Annotated in this window: 16 protein-coding genes; 10 read left to right on the top strand and 6 right to left on the bottom strand. The window is 41.7% G+C overall.

Annotated features, from left to right (window positions below; all coding sequences use genetic code 11):
* Nucleotides 1-65: 65 nt before the first annotated feature.
* Both TW85_RS19060 and TW85_RS19065 read left to right on the top strand, forming a co-directional pair.
* Nucleotides 66-800, top strand: a complete 735-nt coding sequence (locus TW85_RS19060; protein WP_046018730.1) for a glutamine amidotransferase — start codon at nucleotides 66-68, stop codon at nucleotides 798-800.
* Between the two features lie 154 nt (nucleotides 801-954).
* On the top strand, nucleotides 955-2,931 hold the full coding sequence (locus TW85_RS19065; RefSeq protein WP_046018731.1) for a methyl-accepting chemotaxis protein: 1,977 nt from the start codon (nucleotides 955-957) through the stop codon (nucleotides 2,929-2,931).
* A gap of 30 nt (nucleotides 2,932-2,961) precedes the next feature.
* Here the strand turns inward: TW85_RS19065 and TW85_RS19070 are convergent, their stop codons facing one another.
* Entirely contained in the window at nucleotides 2,962-4,017 is a 1,056-nt protein-coding gene (locus TW85_RS19070; protein ID WP_046018732.1) for a hypothetical protein, read from the bottom strand.
* Nucleotides 4,018-4,426: 409 nt separating this feature from the next.
* Here TW85_RS19070 and TW85_RS19075 point away from each other — a divergent pair, with 409 nt between their 5' ends.
* On the top strand, nucleotides 4,427-5,467 hold the full coding sequence (locus TW85_RS19075) for an AraC family transcriptional regulator (protein ID WP_046018733.1): 1,041 nt from the start codon (nucleotides 4,427-4,429) through the stop codon (nucleotides 5,465-5,467).
* A 302-nt stretch (nucleotides 5,468-5,769) separates the two neighbouring features.
* Nucleotides 5,770-7,599 (top strand): long-chain-acyl-CoA synthetase, encoded by a 1,830-nt coding sequence (locus TW85_RS19080; RefSeq protein WP_046018734.1) that lies wholly within the window; start codon nucleotides 5,770-5,772, stop codon nucleotides 7,597-7,599.
* An 82-nt stretch (nucleotides 7,600-7,681) separates the two neighbouring features.
* Here the strand turns inward: TW85_RS19080 and TW85_RS19085 are convergent, their stop codons facing one another.
* Nucleotides 7,682-8,443, bottom strand: coding sequence for a sulfite exporter TauE/SafE family protein (locus TW85_RS19085; RefSeq protein ID WP_046018735.1), 762 nt, complete (start codon nucleotides 8,441-8,443; stop codon nucleotides 7,682-7,684).
* A gap of 432 nt (nucleotides 8,444-8,875) precedes the next feature.
* On the opposite strand from TW85_RS19085, the gene TW85_RS19090 reads away from it, so the two are divergent.
* The 4 genes from TW85_RS19090 (at nucleotide 8,876) to TW85_RS19105 (ending at nucleotide 12,480) form a co-directional block, all read left to right on the top strand.
* Nucleotides 8,876-9,604: a transporter substrate-binding domain-containing protein gene (locus TW85_RS19090; protein WP_162197511.1), complete on the top strand. Its 729-nt coding sequence runs from the start codon at nucleotides 8,876-8,878 to the stop codon at nucleotides 9,602-9,604.
* A 63-nt stretch (nucleotides 9,605-9,667) separates the two neighbouring features.
* Complete coding sequence (locus TW85_RS19095; protein ID WP_046018737.1) at nucleotides 9,668-10,189, top strand: GNAT family N-acetyltransferase; 522 nt, start codon at nucleotides 9,668-9,670, stop codon at nucleotides 10,187-10,189.
* Between the two features lie 337 nt (nucleotides 10,190-10,526).
* The gene (locus tag TW85_RS19100; RefSeq protein ID WP_046018738.1) at nucleotides 10,527-11,102 is read left to right on the top strand and encodes a phosphoribosyltransferase family protein; all 576 of its coding nucleotides are present in this window, start codon (nucleotides 10,527-10,529) and stop codon (nucleotides 11,100-11,102) included.
* 142 nt (nucleotides 11,103-11,244) lie between these two features.
* A complete protein-coding gene (locus tag TW85_RS19105; protein ID WP_046018739.1) occupies nucleotides 11,245-12,480 on the top strand; it encodes an MFS transporter in 1,236 nt (411 codons plus the stop codon).
* Nucleotides 12,481-12,673: 193 nt separating this feature from the next.
* Here TW85_RS19105 and TW85_RS19110 read toward each other — a convergent pair whose 3' ends face one another.
* The 3 genes from TW85_RS19110 to TW85_RS19120 all read right to left on the bottom strand — a co-directional run bounded on the left by TW85_RS19110 (nucleotide 12,674) and on the right by TW85_RS19120 (nucleotide 16,601).
* Nucleotides 12,674-13,789 carry a PotD/PotF family extracellular solute-binding protein gene (locus TW85_RS19110; protein WP_052702302.1) on the bottom strand — a complete coding sequence of 372 codons (1,116 nt, stop codon included), beginning with the start codon at nucleotides 13,787-13,789 and terminating at the stop codon, nucleotides 12,674-12,676.
* A gap of 247 nt (nucleotides 13,790-14,036) precedes the next feature.
* On the bottom strand, nucleotides 14,037-15,155 hold the full coding sequence (locus TW85_RS19115) for a polyamine ABC transporter substrate-binding protein (protein ID WP_046018740.1): 1,119 nt from the start codon (nucleotides 15,153-15,155) through the stop codon (nucleotides 14,037-14,039).
* A gap of 102 nt (nucleotides 15,156-15,257) precedes the next feature.
* The gene (locus tag TW85_RS19120) at nucleotides 15,258-16,601 is read right to left on the bottom strand and encodes a glutamine synthetase family protein (RefSeq protein WP_046018741.1); all 1,344 of its coding nucleotides are present in this window, start codon (nucleotides 16,599-16,601) and stop codon (nucleotides 15,258-15,260) included.
* A gap of 288 nt (nucleotides 16,602-16,889) precedes the next feature.
* Here TW85_RS19120 and TW85_RS19125 point away from each other — a divergent pair, with 288 nt between their 5' ends.
* Entirely contained in the window at nucleotides 16,890-18,173 is a 1,284-nt protein-coding gene (locus TW85_RS19125; protein ID WP_046018742.1) for an FAD-binding oxidoreductase, read from the top strand.
* A gap of 97 nt (nucleotides 18,174-18,270) precedes the next feature.
* Nucleotides 18,271-18,930 carry a TetR/AcrR family transcriptional regulator gene (locus TW85_RS19130; RefSeq protein WP_046018743.1) on the top strand — a complete coding sequence of 220 codons (660 nt, stop codon included), beginning with the start codon at nucleotides 18,271-18,273 and terminating at the stop codon, nucleotides 18,928-18,930.
* Here the strand turns inward: TW85_RS19130 and TW85_RS19135 are convergent.
* Complete coding sequence (locus tag TW85_RS19135) at nucleotides 18,923-19,876, bottom strand: DMT family transporter (protein ID WP_046018744.1); 954 nt, start codon at nucleotides 19,874-19,876, stop codon at nucleotides 18,923-18,925. The two genes, TW85_RS19130 and TW85_RS19135, sit on opposite strands and share 8 nt — an antisense overlap.
* Nucleotides 19,877-19,934: the final 58 nt, after the last annotated feature.

A 19,934-nucleotide genomic window follows, 5' to 3' on the forward strand; every position in this document is an offset into this window, starting at 1 on the left:
CATAGGGCTTCATAAAACCCTATGTGAAAAGAAATGAAAATAGGTTTAAAACAGGTACTTCCCAAATGGTTAAGCAATTGAAAATCGGTATTTTGGCAACAGGCATTACACCGGATGAGTTATTAGAAAAGCATGGTTCTTATGCCGATATGTTTGTGGCTTTATTTGATCAAGTGACAGCAGATTTTGAGTATCAGGTATTTGATGTAAGAGAAGATCATTTTCCGGATGATGCCATGCAATGTGATGCTTGGGTGATTACTGGCTCTAAGTTTAATGTTTATCAAAACACCCCATGGATGCTACGCCTTAAGAGCTTGATTCTGGAGATCTCAGTAACGGGTCGTCCTATGGTAGGTATCTGTTTTGGTCATCAAATTATTGCCGATGCGTTTGGTGGCGTGGTCGATAAACACCCTGATGGCTGGGGTGTGGGTTTACATGCTTATCAACTGACTGCTGGGGCTGACTTTATTCAGGGCGCACCTGAATCCTTTGCCATTAGCGCTATGCATCAGGATCAAGTTTTAGAGTTGCCGAAAAATGCCAAGGTCTTTGCTGAATCTGAATTCTGTCCTTATGCTGGCCTGATTTATGATGATCAAATCTTAACGTTTCAAGCTCACCCAGAATTCAACCTTGAGTATGAAGATGAGCTGATCGACCTAAGAAAAGGTGACGTCATTCCGCTAGACGTGTGTGAGGTCGGCTTAACTCAAGTGCGTGAAAAAGGGGCCGCAACGGACTCTGTGATGATCGCCCATTGGATGGCTGATTTTTTACGACTGCGAGCGAGCTAGCTAGCCGTAGAACCAACAGGCTAAATAGCTTAACTCATCTATTTAGCCTGACTCTCGTACCAATCCTCAAATAACCCTTCAGCTTAATTAGGACCTGTATTTCCTTGGTTAGGGATACGGCCGCTTAAAATGCCCAAAAAGGCAGGAGTCACAGATGAAAATGAGTGTAAGTCAGCGCATTATTATCACTATGGGAAGTGTCCTATTCTTATTTCTCGTGACGTCTTTTGTGTCATTTAAAAGTTTTAATCAAGTGAGTGAGACGGTTAATGCCGTGGTAAATGACAGCTCGCCACGCATGTATATGAGTGCCAATCTAGAAGCCAATTTAGCTCAAACTAAATATCTTTTATTAGCCTTCTTGCATCAGGATACAGCGAGTGATGACACATTTAATGTGGGCCAGCAGTTGCAAGAGCTAAACGATAAATTTACCTCTAATTTTGATAGCTTAGCCAAGCTGACGAATGGGGAACAAATCGATGAAATTAAAGCGCTAACCCATACCATGTTTCAACATGCTCAAAGCATGATAAATGAGCGTCAAAGATTCAATCGGGCTAAAGCCATTATGGCGGAACAGGAGGAAGAGTTTCGTTATTTAGTGGATGAACTGCCTTTCACGGTAGAGGACCTTCTGCATGAAGAATACCGCCTTAATTATTTACAACTGCTAAAGCCCATACACAATGATATGGCGTTTTTGATTAACAAAGTGATGGCCGTGCTTGAATCTGAGCAGACCAATAATGAACTTATGGCTGAAGTGAAGAAATATGCCGAACGCATTAATACCAAAGTCCAAGAATTAAAGGCGTTAGATGCTGAAGCTTATGAGTCAGTGATTGAAATTTGGCAGCCGTTTGAAGCCCAGCTTTTTGAACCAAATTTAACCCTAATGTCGCAGCTTAAAGCTCAACAAGCCTTGGCTAAATCAAGCGCTCTGTTAGTAAAAATAGAAGGTCTGGTTGCTCAAAATAGTGTGAAAATAGCAGATTTCTCTAATGGCGCAGCTATCCATGCTGACACCTTAGCGAATGAGACAGCAACCAGTGTCAGCCAAGGTAAGCTTTTACTCATTTTAGGGGCGGTACTGGCGGCGGTGTTATCTTTGCTGCTTGGCTTTACCTTAGTGCGTTATATACAAACCTCGTTAAAACGTGTGGTTTTGGGGATGTCCCATATGCGTGAAGGGGATCTAGTGAGCCAGGTTGAAGAAAAAGGTCATGATGAACTGACTCAGTTGACTCAAAGTAGTAATGCCTTGTCCCGTGAATGGCGCAGCTTGGTCAAACAGATTCTAGATACAGTCACCGCTGTTCATACCAGTGCTAATACCAGCCGAGATATAAGCCATACAAGCCTTAGTGGAGTAGAGCAACAAAGTATGCAAAGTGCGCGATTAGCTGCCACAGCTACGCAAATGGAAGCCAGTGCTTTGGACGTGGCACAGCATGCACAAACTACCTTGGAAGAAGCCGAAAAAGCCCAATCGATTTTGCAAAACAGTCATCAAAGTTTGATTGCAAACAGTGAGCAAATTCAGACCTTGGCGAATCAAGTGGATATGGCGATGGCAGAGGTAACTAGCTTAAAACAAAACAGTGATGCCATTAGTAATATTATCCATGTAATTAAAGAGATTGCCGAACAAACTAACCTGTTAGCTTTGAACGCCGCGATAGAAGCGGCACGAGCGGGGGAAAGTGGCCGTGGCTTCTCTGTGGTTGCTGATGAGGTAAGAAGTCTCGCTAACCGTACTCAAGGCTCGATTAGTGACATTGAAACTCGGGTAGCCAGTTTGCAGTTAGGGGCAGAAAAGACGGCAAAAAGCATGCAGTTCTGTACTGAGCAATCGCAATCATGCAGTCAGAATTTGTCTCAGAATACGCAGCAACTGGTGCAGGTTTTAGAATCTGTTAGCCAGATGCGAGACATGAATGCTCAGGTCGCCAATGCCACCGATGAGCAGAAACTCACAGTGGCTGATATCAGCCAGAGTCTGAGTCAGATCAACCACATCATGTTAGAAAGCAAAGAGGGCGCAGAACAAGCCAGCGCCCAAGGCGATGGCTTGTTAAGTTTATCCGATGAGTTACTAGCCTTAGTAAAACGCTTTAAAGTGGCTTAAAGCGTTTGCTCAATAGGAGTGAGACAAGATTTAAAACTCTCGTCTACCGGCTCTTGCTCGATAGGTTTTTGCCACATCGCCTGAGCCCATATACACCCCAGTAGAACCTAAAATGTTATAACCTTGGGGGCAAATTTGGACATATCTGTGCATGAAGTCATCAATCTCCTCTTTAATAACAGGGGTTCTGATATTGTCCTCTTCGAACTCAGGCTTAGAGTATTCAGATTTTAAGGGGCCAAGGTAACCAAAGAATTTCGCGTTTACATATCCTTTTGATTTTAAATACTTAGCGCCAATGCGGGCGATGCAGTCTGGCCCTACTAGGTGCTCTTTCTTGACTGTCTGGCCATTTTCGATTTTTGTTTTTTGCTTTGCTTGGGTCTCTTTCATCTTTTGAGGGATGATATCGACGCCACTGTAACAAGAGTAGAAATGAATATTACCAGCGTAACTTGTTTTCAAACCGCTACTGATTAACCTATCACACACTTCAGTCACACTGACTGCTGTCGTGATACTTGCTTCGTTCTCTACGGGTGTATTACGGGTGCTGACATGCGTTGCTCCAATAGAGCCATGTGCTCGGATAAAGATTTCTGAGTTAGTGGTAGGTAAGTCTTTTACCTCATCACTGACAATTTTATCCTCCCAAATCACGATATCAAATTGGCGATACTTTTTCGCGTCAATACCGCCTGAAAGGTTTACTTTTTCGGCCTCATTCCATTGCTCTGATTTTACTTTGAACTCTTTTGAGTTCTGCCCAGCAAAGGGAATAAATACTAAGCCTTTTGGTTGTGCCTTACCTTGAAAAGGCCCCAGTTTTTTTAAGTAAAACTGGCAATTTACTTCGGCATAAAAATCATAAACGGCATTTTTTGAGTTTAAATTGGTGGCAAGGAACTCTTTAGGGTCTTGTTTTGCCCAGTCAACCACACTGGCTTGTAAGGCTCTTAAGTTAAGGTCACTTTTACTTGTATGGTAAGTTGTTAGCTTGGTAATCACAGTATTAAGACGGCTACTTTTAGTATGCCATTTGCCTCTTTTTACATGTGCTTTAAATTTTTCGGCAGAAATAATCATGACTCATCATCCTTAATAAAACGTTATTAATTGAAGGTTTGAAATCGAACTCATTTGCTATGCTATTAACCCTATCAGCCTTATTTCATTCTTTTATTGAAAGCGCAGAAAATTCCTCAATCTTCGGGTTTATGTGAGGCTTTGTATCAGAAAAATATGAGATATTAGGCCTTATGTGCAGTGAGTGTGGAGCCGGTGACGGGTTCTTTTCTGATTGTAATCTTAGGCATTGAAAGCCTAGGAGAGTGCCGCTTCAACTTTAATTTAGCTTTTCCTCATATGTCTTGCAGTCATGACACTTTTTCTACCCGTTAACATTCCTTGGTTTGTAGGGTACTTTTAGGCTTCTTATTTTTGCTTTACTAGATGGGCTGCCAGATATATGGAAGCTTGATCAGGGAGAATTTAGTTGCAAGCCACCACATCATCTGCCGCCTTATTAGACCTTTATGAAGTGCTCAATAAAGAGGGCATAGTCTCATCTGATATTGAGTCCCTATTAGGTTATAGCCGAGAACAGCTAAATGACGTGTCATTGCGTGTGCCTGTTCAGCTACAAGAAAGGCTTTGGGATTTGGCGATGACAGATGGGGTAAAGCCCAATATTGGCCTGATAGTTGGCACTCAAATCAATACCAAGCTGGTGGGTGTCTTATCTCAATTATTAATACATTCTGCCGACCTAAGAGAAGCGCTGCAAAACTTTGTGGATAATATTGCCCTGATGAATCAGTGCGAAAAAGTGCAATTACAAACCTATAAATGGGGCTGTCGTCTTCTCTATAAAAACGCCTATCCAAAAGGGATAAGGATTAGTGAAATAGAGCGAAGCTTAAGTGCAGCCATTACCTGGGCTGGTCGTTTGTCTGATACAAAGGTTCTGCCTATTCGAGTTGGGTTCCCTTATTCAAAGCCTGACTATGTGGCGCAATACCATGAAATATTTGGGCCACAGGTAAATTTTGATCAAGAGTTTGCTTTCATTGATATTGCTAATGACATGCTCGCCCTGCCAATTAAAACCGCGAATGAATTTATTAAAGATGCTCTGCTTGGCTATATAGATAGAAACATGGATAAGGTGAATCAAACTGAGTCTAGTTTACATAGTCAGGTTAAGCACCTGATTGCTGAAGGCATTAAAACAGGACGCTTTAATTCCCATGAGGTGGCCATCAAACTCAATATGAGCAGGCAAACTTTACACAGGAAACTTGCACAGGAAGGTACGAATTTCAGAGCCATCTTAGCTGAAGTGAGAAAGGAAAAAGTGGTGCACTTTTTAATTTCTGATCAGCATATCTTTGATGAAATTAGTGAGGCTCTAGGCTTTAAAGAGCCCAGTGCTTTTTATCGTGCTTTTAAATCTTGGTTTAATATGACGCCGAATAAATATCGTCAACTGATGAAACAGCGTTCGCTCATCTCGTCACTTTCTTTAAGGGGTTAGGGAAGCTCTAAGCGAAAACCCTCTTGCCTCTTTTCACCTTACCTCTTCTGTAATTTTCAAATATTAAGCCTTTGGGAACCTAGAATTCACCTTAGATTCTCTTTTGGCCTTTATTACTTTTTGCCATTTCTATAAGTCTAGTGAGACAAATTGCCAGTATCTTGCAACATAATGACATAAGTCATACTGAGCAATTTTTATACTCTAAGTAATAATAATTCCTGATAAAGCGGGCCTGAAACTTAGTTGGGTCTCGCTAGAAAATAACAATAAAAAGTATGAAGAAAGCTTAGGAGTCGGTAATGAGTACACAGACACTGATCAGCAAAAGGAAGATAATTAGCAAGGTCCCAAGTATTTTGGCGGGCTTACCTAGTTTGGTAAAAGGATTAAAGATTGCCAACACCTCAGACAAATCTAAAAACGTGGGGTTAGGTCTCTGTATTGAAAAATGTGTGAATGAGAATCCTGATGGCTTGGCCATTTTATATCAAGATAGGCAGCTTACTTATTTAGAGTTCAATCGCTGGATTAATCGATTAGCGCATTACTTCTTGTCGCAAGGAATCCAAAAAGGGGATTGTATTGCTGTCATGATAGAGAACCGCCCTGAGCTACTTGCGGTAGTCGGTGCCTGCGCCAAAATTGGTGCAATTGCCGCTATGGTGAATACGGCTCAAAAGGGTAAGGTTTTATCCTATAGCATTAACTTGGTTGAACCTAAGATGATGTTAGTGGGCCAAGAGTGTTTAGAAGCGTATCAAGCCATTCGTGAAGAGAGCCATGTTCCTGAAGACAAACATTATTACCTTGCTGATCAAAACACCTTATCGACACCCAGCCAAGCACCTGATGGCTGGCAGAATCTAGCACAGCTGATTGAAGATCAAGGCGAAAGCAATCCAGCCCAATGCCAATCTATTTACCCAGATGATCCTTGTTTTTACATCTATACCTCAGGCACTACTGGGATGCCGAAAGCGGTTGTCTTTAACCATGGCCGCTATATGAAAGCCTATGGTTCATTTGGTTTTGCTTCTGTGCGTTTGAAAGCCTCAGACCGTATGTATGTGCCTTTGCCTTTTTATCATGCTACCGCCATGGCGATTTGCTGGAGCTCAGTACTGGCAGGTAATGCCTGCTTGGTGATGACTAAGAAGTTCAGTGCCAGTGGCTTTTGGCCTGATGTGAAAAAGTACCAAGCTACCTCTTTTGGTTACGTGGGAGAGCTGTGCCGCTATTTAGTAGAGCAAGCGCCTGTGCCTGATGAGGCTCAAAACGGCATAAGAGTGATCGTGGGAAATGGTATGCGAGCTTCTATTTGGGATGAATTTAAGCAGCGCTTTGATATCCCAAAAATTATGGAGTTTTATGCTTCAAGTGAAGGCAATATTGGCTTTACCAATGTGCTTAACTTTGATCGTACCGTGGGCTTCTCTCCTTACCCTTACGCCATTGTTGAGTACGATAAAGAAAATGATAAGGCTTTGACCGATGCCAACGGCAAACTACGTAAAGTGAAGCGTGGCGAAGTGGGTTTATTGATAGGTGAGATCACAACGAAAAGCCCATTTCATGGCTACACAGATGCTGAGAAAAGTGAAAAATGCATCATGCGTAATGTCTTTAAAGAGGGAGATGCTTGGTTTAATACGGGTGATCTGATGCGTGATATCGGCTTTCGTCATGCGCAATTTGTGGACCGCACTGGGGATACTTTTCGCTGGAAAGGGGAGAATGTCTCGACCACCGAAGTAGAGATGCTCATTGATGCGGTCGATAACGTCAGTGAAACTGTTGTGTATGGAGTAGAGATACCGAATACCAATGGTCGTGCTGGTATGGCGTCTATTCGTCTTGATTGTCAGTTAGAGGAGTTCGACTTTAATAAGATGTTGAATGAACTGAAAAAAGACATGCCAAACTATGCTATTCCTTTGTTCTTACGTATCAGTAAAGGGGTGGAAATGACGGGTACTTTTAAACATAAAAAAGTCCCTCTTAAAGAAGATGGTTTTTGTCTTAAAAAGGTTCAGGAGCCTCTATATGTTCGCCTGCCAAATAGCGAGGCATATGTGCCTTTAACACAAGAACTTCAAACTGAAATTGAGCAAGGAACCCATAGGTTTTAATTTCTCGGAAGCGGGGTTAATCAAGGTGAGTTTTGCCATGATTAACCCCGCTTTAATCTGCTTTTGTGCCTTCTTTGGTATTTTATATCGGCTGTAAAAAGTAATAGAGAGAGAAGCCAAGGCCTAACATTATGATGAAATAACTTAGCCATGTCTGAGACACCTTATGGGCATACTTCACCATTTGATAACCGCCAATGCCTGAGCCTAGCATGATGATTAATGCTTCTGGCCACGCGATTAAGCCGCCAAAAATAAAGATAGCCACACTGATTAAAGACATGAGTGTAATCATCAGATTCTTAATGGCATTGGCTTGATGGAAGTCGCTATAGCCCATGATGCGCAACAGTGAAAACATGATAATGCCCATACCTGCGCCGAAAAAACCACCGTAAATAGAAAAGGCGTACACAAGAAACTGTCCAGATTTACCATTTTTCAATGCCAGTCCCTGCCAGTGTTTCATCACTAACTGATGGATTTTATTGCCAAAGGCATACAGTAAGGTAGCGCTTAGTAAGAGGTAAGGGGTGAGCCGAACAAAAAAGTCAGATGAACTGACTAATAAGAGTAACGAGCCAGTGATTGCGCCTAATAAGCCGGCTAATAGAATGCTAAAAAGTGCTGACTTTATCTGTTTAAACTCTTTTCTATAAAAAGGGATAGCTGCCGCATAACCTGGCATAGTGGCGAGAAAGTTGCTGGCGTTCGCTATGTTTGCAGGTAAACCTGTGCTGATTAATACAGGAAAGCTTAATAAGCTAGAGCCGCCTGAAATCGCATTAATCGCACCACAGGCAAGGCCTGTTATAAATAGAAGTAAAGCGGTTTCCAGTGTCACTCTTGAACGCTCGAATAGGTAAGTTGATGGGTTTTGTTGAAGAGAAAGAGAATGACAAATTTTAGATGAAAATGTAATCGAGTATTTCCAAAGGCTGACTATAGAAAATCTAATCTGTCATAAAAAACAAAAGGGAGGGTCTGGGTAGTCACTATTTATGACTGAGCATCCTTCTCTTTAAAGTCTTAGGTTATGTTTCGAATAGGATGAAAAAAGTGAAAATTATCAAATAGGCATTAGACTTTAGTCTTATACTGTAAGACAAAGCTAGGGCTCTGTGATTAAGTCACCTCTTTTTCAGTATGGCCCAAAAGGCGTGACCAAGCGTTCTTACCTCTAGGGAGTGGCGCACCTTATAATCGCAGCCTCCCTAGTTACTGACTTCTGGTTTAAGCTAAGTAGTCGCTTGCGATAAATTGCTAGGAATAGATGTTGAAATACTTGTTAGTTTTATTAGTCCTTTCTTTTACTTCTGCTCTCTCAGCTGCCGAAACTTTTCTGCAGGTCTTAACAGAGAATTGGCGCCCTTATAACTATGAGGATAAAGGAGAAATTAAGGGCCAATCTACGGATATTGTCGTCAAGGTGTTAGATCGAGCGGGTATTGATTATAAAATTACCCTATACCCTTGGTCTCGTGCTTATCGTATTGCTCAACAGAAAGAAAATGTTCTTATCTATACCATAGTGCGTATGCCTGTAAGAGAAGATATGTTTATTTGGTCTAGGCCTTTAGCAAAGCAAGACACGGGTTCTCTATTTAAGTTAAGTGATAGTAAGAATATTAAAGTATCCAACCTTGAAGAGGCAAAGCAATATAAGATAGGGGTTATCAAAGACAGTATGGGCTACCTCTTTTTAAAAAATAATGGGGTTTCACAAGCTATAGTGCCTGTCAGTACAGATCAAAAACTGAATTTGGAGCATCTTCTAAGAGGGTATGTGGATTTAGTCGCAGTCAGTGAAAAAAGTTTTGCTCATGTAACAAAGCAGATGGGCGTAGAATCAGAGGCTCTTACCAGGGTCATGAAACTATTTGAATTCACCCCTTACATGGCATTTAGTCTTGGCACCTCTCAAGAGATCATTGATAAGGTAAACAAGGCGTATGATGAGCTGGTGGAGGAGGGTGTCATTAAAGTATTCGAATCCGTTAAATAGTGAGAGCTTGAATCTTGGTATATGCCATAGATAAGTCTGCTGAGAGATTAATTGAGGGAATAATTGAGAGAGTATAAGGATATCGCAGTGATACGACATGCCAGAGTGGCTGATGCAAAACACATTTTAAACTTGAGTGAGAAGCTGGCAAAAGAAAGTCACTTTATGCTGCATGAAGTAGGAGAGCAGCAGCTTACACTTGAGCAGCAAGAGTCTATCTTGTCTGACTTCACACTCTCAAGTAGTAAGGTTTTCTGGGTGCTAGAGGTGAATAAGTGTATTGTCGGCTTTTGTATAGGTATAGGCAGTACTGCAAGGCGGAATAAGCACAACCTCTATTGTGTTATGGGAATTCAAACAGCCTACACAGGCAAAGGTCTCGGACGAGAGCTGCTAAACTCACTTGAGTTATGGGCTTCACAACATGGTTTTACTCGATTAGAACTGACAGTCATGGCTCATAATCATAAGGCAATAAAGCTTTATCTTTCCCATGGGTTTGAACAAGAAGGTATCAAACGTCAGTCTCTCAAAATTGAGAGTGAGTATGTGGATGAGATTTATATGAGCAAGCTTTTAGTTTGATAAAATCTGCGCTCGGCTTTTAGTTTTTTTATCCTGCTTACTCCTTCTTATATTTTCATATCTTGGCTAATTTTTTGCTGGGTGAGATATTAATGGGTTTCACCTGATAAGTCGGTTATTAAGGGTAAAAAAAATAGTAAAAATGTCGCTTTAACATTGGTTTTAGTTGCTAATTCCTTTATCTTTGCGCCTTTAAAATTTTTAGCCTAGATTGCTTATTTATTAAACAGTTTAGTCAGCATCTTTCAGTATTGAGTGCGTGTCGCTAAATCACTAAAACCAGAAACTGTTATGATTGAAAAATGATGACGGCGAATATTTATTAAAGGGTAATATCATGGATAAAGTATTTATCAGTGCTCAAAAATTATTAGAAGACTCGTTCGAGTTAGCGCTAAAAATTTACGACAGCGGCTTTCGTCCTGATTACATTGTGGGTGTTTGGCGTGGTGGTGCACCAGTCGGCATCGCAGTACAAGAGTTGCTGCATGTTCTAGGTGTGGAATCTGATCATATTGCGATTCGTACTTCTTCTTATGATGCGATTGGTGAGCGTAATAAGAATGTGAAGGTACACGGCTTGACTTACCTGATTAAACGTCTTGAATCAGAAGACAGTCTACTGATTGTTGATGATGTACATGACAGTGGTTTAAGTATTCAGCAAACCATAGTTGATATTCAAAAAGCCTGTAAAAAGAATACGCCAGAGATTCGTATCGCGACGCCTTACTACAAGCCTAAGAACAACAAGTCTGGCCGTACTCCTGACTTTTATGTGTATGAAACGGATGAGTGGCTAGTTTTCCCTCATGAGTTTGACGGTTTAAGCACAGACGAAATTCGTCAGCACAGACCAGAACTGACTAAGATTGCTAATCGTATCGATGAAATTAAAGGCGAAGCTAAATAGCTAAGGCTTGTTTCAGACAAACTAAAAAGCCTCACTCTGAATATCAGGGTGGGGCTTTTTTTATGTTTATCAGGTTGAAAGGAGAAGGTTTCTGATACTATGGATGAGCTTTATTTAGAATAGCGTTCAACAAGGAGTACAAGTGAACCCTAGGGATAGTTTATTTTTCTCGTCTTTGTTTCTCTCTCGCCTCGCCGATCAGATCATTTTATTTATGGTGCCCTTGGTTATCTTTCAGATGACTGGCAGTGGTGCTTTATCAGGCTTAGCTTTCTTCTTCGAAACCTTACCGCGTTTTTTGGCCTTTCCTATTGCCGGTATCTTATGTGATCTTATTGCGCCCTATCGCATCGTGTCAGTGAGCCAACGTGTGCGAGCTGTCATTATTCCCTTTGGTTTACTTGGCTTCTATTTAGCGGAGAGCATTTATTGGTTGATGGGGATGGCCGCTTTAGTGGGTGTTGCAACCAGCTTTGCGCTAATGGCCAGGGAGATGATTTTGGTACAAGCTTTTAAAACTGCAAGGTTCGAAAAGGTCTTGTCTTATTCAAGCTTAGCAAGCCAATTAGGCATGGTGTTAGGGCCTATCTTAGCGGGTTTACTACTTGTTTATTTTAGCTGGCAGGTGAGTATTTCTATATGTATTTTGTTGTTTCTCTTATCGGATCTAGGCTTAAAGCATTGGTGGCGCTTTGCCCATTCTAGACTGCAAGAGGAGGTAAAAGGTCTTCCTGCTAAAATGACATCAATCTCATCTTGGTGTGTCTTTTTCTACACTCAACTGACGTTAGCTTGTAAGCAAATAATCGGTTTACCTGGCTTAGTGCCCGTTGTGCTGGTGGCATTTTGTATCAACCTAATTTTGGGTATGACACTGGCCAGTATGGCGCCTATTTATACGGGGTTGTTTGCTCAGTCTGAATCCGCCTATGCACTTTTACAGAGTCTAGCTGTACTTGTCAGTTTATTAATTTTACTTTTTATTGCGCGTTACTCTCTGAGCCTTGTGTTTATGGGCGCGACTGCTTTCATTGCCATGTGTATAGGGTTTTTTATGACGGCCCTAAGCCAAGATTATCTAGTCTATCTAGTAGGATTTTTACTTATAGTCGGTTTTGACAAAATGTTCGGTGTCTTTTTACGAAGCTTGCGTAAAGAGCTGATACCTATGGAAAATTTAGGAAAAAGCACAGGCGTTCTGATTTTTTTAAATAACCTAGCACAACCTCTAGCAGGACTTATTGTCGCTTTGTTAGCAGGTGTTTATCTGTTGCAAGATCTGCTTTTGTATACCGCTATTTTTGTCAGTGTTTTCGGTGCCCTATTGGGCGCATATTTAGCTGTGACTGCTCGAAGAAGGAAGAGCTTGGTTGAGTAAAATAAGAGGCTAAGTAAAAGAGGAGTTAATGATGAGGATTATTGTTATTGTAAAAAAGCAGCCCTTATTTTTGCTTTAAGGGCTGTTTTGGTTTCAATATTTACAATAACTTTATGTTTTCTATGTTGTTGTTTTAAAAGGGGTTGTATCTCATCTCAGTTGGTCTGGTTTATTGGCTTAGTCATTTCTTGGGCTAATCAAGGCCATGATATTTAATGTGATGATTTGCTTTTTCGACAAACCTTTCCATTATGTCGTAGCTTATTTTGTCGTAAGGGGGGACGAACATTTCGGCTTTAAATACTTGGCTAGGGTCGCCTAAATTTGGGTTAGGTGTCACTTCTGATGAGGCGGCTACCATGGAGAGTTTTTGTGTAATACGACTTTGTACTTTTTTGCCTATGAAGAAGTTTGCGAATATTTCTGCTGCTTCTAGTTTTCTACCACTGACTTCTTTCGTGAAGTTGATAGTATCAAGCCAAGCCATTTGCCCTTCTTTAAAATGTATCATTTGCCAGTTAGCCCCTTTGGCATTTTCCCTTGCTATTTCAGGGCCCCAACTACTAATAATGTGTAATCCCTCTTTGAACTCTGGTGAGACTCGCCAAAAATCACCTGCATTGGCATAGAGTTGAACGAGCTGTTCTTCCAGTATCTTTTTTTCTTGATTGATCTCATCTAAATTGCCTGTTTGTACTGCTTCATAAATAAAAAAAGGAGACTTATCAAGGCTCATTAAACTAAGGCCTATGTTGTACCACTCTTGGCTTTTATTGAGAGAGTATTTGCCTTTCCAATGTCCTTGCCATAACTCCTTGATAGAAGTGGGAACATCAATTTTTGAGACTTTATTTCTGTTCACATAAAAGCCATAAGTACCGCCTCCCCAAGGAATGTATAAGGGCTGCTTGCTGGCATTAAGGCCCATAGGTAAGTGAGTTAATGTAGGAATGAGGTGCTTGTAATTGTTTAATCTAGGGGAATGAATATTGATAGGCTGTAGCAGTTTAGATGTTTGCTCTAAGTCCATCTTGATAAAGAATAGTGTGAGAAAAGCAACGTCCACTTGATGGGCTCTGATTTGAGCGAACATTTGCTCAGCCCCTTCTGAATAAGGGGAAATAACTTGGGCTTCATAGTTATAACCGCGTTGCTCAAGTGTTTGATTGACCTCGGCAAGCTCTTCTTCTGTGACATAACCTTCCCAAGTGAGTATACGTAAGGGAATTTTGGTATCTGCATAGCTAATACTAGGCAGGCTCAACGACAAAATAAGGCAAACTAAAGTAAAAATAATAGGGTGACTCATTCAGTACCTTTCTGCCTTTATGCAGAAGTCCCTGTTTGAGCATAAGAATAGGCGTAAGTTAGTTTTACTAATAATGTTAGTTCAGTGTAGCTGGTCTGGAAAAAATAATAGGGAATATGCTAAATACTTTTCATCATATTGGCCTGCTTTAAACACAAAAAAAGGCCCCAAAAGGGGCCGACAAGTTGCATCACTTGAAACTTAGATAAAGAGGTATAGATGATTTTTAAGTTAACTTAAGAATCATCTAGCGGCCTGTTTTTAGATCAGACCAAAGGCGATTTCGTACCTTAGCAAGCTTAGAAGGAAGCTGGGAACTCATATAAAGTTTTGAGCGAGTCTCATCATTTGGATAAATGGCTGGGTCTTCTATTATCTCAGCATCAATCAAGCTGTTTGAAGCTGGGTTTGGGTTTGCATACCAGACATAGTTGGTGATGTTTGCTATTACGTCAGGACGTAAAATGTAGTTGATAAACTTATGGGCATTATCAGGATTCTTCGCATCCGCAGGGATAGCTAGCATATCGAACCAGATTTCACTGCCTTCTTTTGGAATGCTATATACCACTTCCACACCATTATCTGCTTCTTCCGCACGGGCTGCTGCTTGGAAAACATCTCCCGAGAAGCCCACTGCGACACAGCTGTCGCCATTGGCTAGATCATTCACATATTGGGATGAGTGGAATTGTTTAATAAAGGGTCTCGCATTTTTTAAGGCTTTGCCCGCAGGACTCGATGGTTTGAAATCAGAGCGTTTGGTTTTGCCTATGTCCTGACCTGTGTAATGCAGTGCTATGGTGACCATTTCATCGGGAGAGTCCAAATAAGTCACGCCACAGTTAGCTAGCTTTTCCATATATTCAGGTTTGAAGATCAGATCCCAGCTATCTACAGGCGCATCTTCGCCAAGGGCTTTAGCCACCATTTGTGGGTTATAACCTATGCCGGTTGTACCCCATAAATAAGGCACACCATATTTGTTTTCTGGGTCTTTCTTCTCAAGAGAAGACATTAAAAAAGGGTCCAGATGATGCCAATTCGTCAGCTTGCTTCTATCAAGTGGCAGAAATACTCCCGCTTTGATTTGTAGTTCCATAAAGTAGGAACTAGGAACAACAAGGTCATAACCCGAATTACCAGCAAGCAGTTTTGCTTCAAGCGTTTCATTAGAGTCATAGACATCATAAGTCACCTTGATACCCGTTTCTTTTTCGAAATTAGCAATGGTATCTTCGGCGATATAGTCAGACCAGTTATACAGCTTGAGCTCTTCTTGTGCCTGAACCTGGCCAGCCAGAGTGCAAGCTAAGGTCAAGCTAGATAAGCCTAGGGTAAAACGAGATGTTAAATTGATTTTCATCTGAATAGCCTCTTTTTATATGTGCCATGAAAACCCAGTTTCATCGCATTTGTTTTTTATTGCTTTAAAGTTGAAAGTCCCATAGGTCTCATTAAATGAAACCTACACATTGAGTAATAAGAATTCCCTTTCCCAAGAGCTGATTACCTTATGAAAGGTTTCAAACTCTGCTCGTTTAACGCCAATATAGGCTTCTACGAATTGAGCTCCCATAATTTCGGTTAATTCAGGGCATTCTTCAAGTAGTCGCAAACCTTCTTCAAGAGAGCGTGCTAGCTCGACCATATCGCCTTCTTCTGCAGCGGCATCGGAGGTTGGTTTACTTGGTTTCATTTCACCTTTTAAACCTAAATAGCCACACGCTAAACTGGCTGCTATAGCAAGGTAAGGGTTACTGTCGGCGCCTGGAAAGCGGTTTTCAATACGAGTTGCTGCTTTTGGTGCCGCAGGCGCTCTAAGGCCTGTCGTACGGTTATCTATGCCCCATTTCATATTAATTGGCGCTGAAATTTCAGGTGCAAAGCGACGATAAGAATTGACGTTAGGGGCAAAAAAGCTGATAGCGTGTGGGGTGAATTTTTGCAAACCGCCCAGATAGTGATAGAAGCGTTCACTGAACTGCTCTGTATCGCTGGCAAAAATGTTTTCACCGGTTTTTACGTCAATCAGACTTTGGTGAATATGCATTGAGCTACCTGGCTCATTTTGCATTGGCTTGGCCATGAAGGTTGCGTAAATGCCATGCTTAATCGCAGTCTCTCTCAAGGTGCGCTTAAATACGAACACTTGATCGGCAAGGTCTAGAGGGTCACCATGAAGAAAGTTAATTTCCATCTGTGCAGCACCGGTTTCATGGATGAGGGTGTCCACATCTAAACCTTGAGCTTCACAGTATTGATATAGGGTATCAATGACAGGATCAAACTCATTGACCGCATCTATGCTGTATGACTGGCGCGCTGTTTCGCGACGGCCAGAACGGCCAATAGCGGGTTTTAACTCAGAGTCAGGGTCATTGTTTTTCTGGATAAGGTAGAACTCAACTTCCGGTGCGATAACAGGCTTTAGGCCTTCTTTTTCATATAGGGCGAGCACTTTTTTAAGAACCGAGCGGCTAGCAAGAGGGTGAAGTTCTCCTTCCACTGTGTAACAGTCATTAATGACTTGTGCTGTTGGTTCATTCGCCCAAGGCACCAAACGAATGGTATTGGCATCAGGGGTTAGCACCATATCCCTGTCACTTGGATCGACAATATCATAATGATTGTCGGCCCAGTCACCAGTGACCGTTTGCACTAGTAGCGTTTCAGGAATGCGTCCGCCTTTTTCATCAAGAAACTTTTTAGTGGGATAGAATTTGCCACGGGCATTGCCTGTCATATCAGGCAGGGTGGATTCAACTTCTGTAATTAGATTGTCTGTGAGAAACCGCTTTATGGCTTCCATAAATCACCTTTATTGTATGGACTCTGGTTCATAGTTTGGCAGACCTATATCGCTATGCCTAATGCCAATTTGTAATCTTCTGGATGATGATTGAAAACATTAAACCGAATCATCATTCGCTTTTAGGTTATTTTAAAGAATTTATTAAAGCAATAGCTAAGTGAATAAAAAACACGAAAAATGGTGCTTGTAACTAGAATAAATCCGAATTAATATTCGGTTTATTGTTTTAGATCTTACTCAATTTAAGGTTTATAAAGTTTTTAGCCCTATATTCTGGAGCATTAAATGAGTTTAACTGGCTACCAAGCATCCTATTACCTTGATTCTGCGAATAGCAAAAAAGACTATGCCAGCTTAGTGGGTGATGAAGATTGCGATGTTTGTATCATAGGTGGCGGCTTTACAGGACTGTCAGCAGCATTACATTTAGCTGAAAAGGGTTATTCGGTTATTTTGCTAGAAGCCCATAAAGTGGCTTGGGGAGCCTCTGGCCGAAATGGTGGTCAGGTTTGCCAAGGGCATAATATGTCCCACGAAGACATGATCGCCAAGGTCGGGAAGGAAAGCGCGGACCTATTATGGCAAATGTCTTTAGATTCGGTCGATCTGGTCAAAGATCTGATTGAAAAGCACCAAATTCAATGTGACCTTAAGCAAGGCGTTTTACATGTGGCGAATAAAGCTAAACATTGTGAAGAGCTTAAGCAGAGCGTGGATTACAAGCAGAGCAAGCTTAACTATCAAGATATTGAGTATCTAGATAAGGCTCAAGTGTCTGCCATGCTAGGCTCGGATAAATACCATGGTGGAGAGTACTGGAAGCAAGGTGCGCATCTTCATCCATTGAACTACGCACTAGGATTAGCGCAGGCGGCAGATAACGCTGGGGTTAAAATCTTTGAAGACAGTCGTGTAACTGACTATCAGACAGGAAACCAAGTCCAAGTGAATACGGATAAAGGCTGTGTGAAAGCCAAGTTTGTTTTATTAGCTTGCAATGGCTACTTGGGGAACTTAGAGCCAAGAATCGCAGGTAAAATTATGCCTATTAATAATTTTATCTTAGCTACTGAGCCTTTAGGCGATGAAATCTGTGCTCGAATTAATCCACAAGATGTGGCTGTGGCTGACTCAAAGTTTGTGATTAATTATTTTAAATTGTCGGCGGATAATCGGCTGCTATGGGGAGGAGGTGAAAACTATACCTCTAAATTCCCCTCTGATATTGGCCAATTTGTACGTAAGTATATGCTGGAGTTTTATCCTGAACTTAGCCAAACCAAGATAGATTATGGCTGGGGTGGCACCTTAGCCATTACACTTAATAGGATGCCATTTTTCCAGCGAATTGAACCCAATGTCTTGGTAGCGCAGGGCTATTCTGGCCATGGTGTAGCGATGGCAACCCTAGGCGGAAAGCTCATGGCCGAAGCGGTTGCAGGACAAAGCCATGGTTTTGATGTCTTTGCAAAAATGCCATCTCCAAGTTTCCCTGGTGGGACTTTGTTACGTTGGCCCGGGCTAGTGGCAGGTATGCTTTATTACTCATTAAGAGATAGATTATTCTAGAAAAGCAGGGAGAGAGTTTAATCTCTCCTAGCCTGTTTGCTTTATAATGGCTTAGAATTGCACCAATCCAATATAAAGCGAAACCGGAACCTCTTTAATGCCGCAAGTGTCATCTAATCAAACCTCTATAGAAAAAGTGAAAAAACAAGACCTCACTCGTCGTTCTGCCCCTGTGCAGGGACGTTCGAAAGAACGCTCTAAAAAGATTATGGATGTGACGAGCGAGCTACTTGAGAGGGTAGGTTTGGATGACCTCACCACAGTATTAATTGCCAAAGAAGTCGGTATTTCGGTGGGATCTTTATACCACTATTTCCCGAATAAGCATGCCATCTTGTATGCCATGGCCAGTGAATGGCTAGAGGAGATCGAAAAGGTATTAACCAAGATCAGTGCTTGGGAGATAGAGACGATTCCTCTTGATGATTTACTTGAGCAGATATTAGCCCTCAACCTGAAAGCCTACAAAAAACAAAAAGCCATTTTAACCTTGGTACAGGCGATGTTTTCTGTCCCTGAGCTTCGCAGCTTAGATACGGAACATGATGAGCTTGTTATCTCCCATATGGCGGCGTTATTTAAGCGTATGGGAATTAATTCTCATATTAAAGAGAGAGAAAGGTTAGGGCGCTTGTACCTTGAGACTAGCCACAGTGCTTTCTTAGTGGTTGTAAACCAAAATCCAGAGCGCGCAAAACGCACTCTGGCGGACCTTAAACTCATGCTATTGGCTTTATTGAAACAGCATCTTAATTAGGCTTCTGACCTCGAATATTTTTAAACAAGCTTTTGTCTGTCAAAGTGTGACCTAACTCAGAAACTAGTATTGCCGCTAGAATAAGTAGGGCACCTAGACTGCCTTTAAAGCCTAAAACTTCCCCTAAAAATACCCAAGCAGAAAGAAACGCGAAGACAGGTTCAGTGGCAAAAATTAAGGCCACTTTGGCTGGTTCTAAATGGCGCTGGCAGGCGGATTGTGCCCAATAAGCATACGCGCTACCAAGTAGGCCTGTGACTAGAATACCACTGAGGACGATGGGGTCGAGCAAGATACTGATATTGAATGAAAGGCTAGAGGTCTCTTGGTTTATCATTTCTGGCGTAAACATTAAGGCTATCAGGCTATAAATAGCGACCGCTGCCATTTGTATTATGCTTAAACTGATAATGGGCAAGTTCGTCACAAACTTGTCGGTAAGTAGAATATGAAAAGCGAAGGCAAAGGCACAAATTAATACCAGACTATCACCTTGGTTAAAGCTGAGCTTATCTCCGACTGTGAGCAAGTAAAGGCCTAATGTGGCACACACAACACCTAGCCAAACATTCCAACTGGCACTTTGCCTAAACACAAGAAAAGCCAGTACAGGGACAAGTGGCACACTAAGACCTGTAATGAAGCCTGCATTGGCGACACTGGTAAAACGCATACCTTCTGTTTGAGCGTAAAAACCAATAAAGAGCAAAAAGCCCAAACTAAAGCCAGCTAGGAAAAGACGGCCTAGGACATCAGCGTCAATGACTTCTTTCTTGATGAAATAAAGCGGCAGCAAAGCCAAGCTTGCTAGGGCAAAACGCAGAGCATTGAATAGGTTAGTTGAGACTTTAGCCACGGCTAAGTCCACTAGTACAAATTCGGCTCCCCAGATGAAGGCCACTGAAAAAAGAATAAAAAAGGCTGTGCGAGCGGATAACCCTGTCATAGAAAGGCCCTAATAAAAGGTTAGAGAAGGGTGAACCTGATGTTCACCCTATATAAAT

It is taken from the genome of Marinomonas sp. S3726, assembly GCF_000967665.1.
Taxonomy (GTDB): Bacteria; Pseudomonadota; Gammaproteobacteria; order Pseudomonadales; family Marinomonadaceae; genus Marinomonas.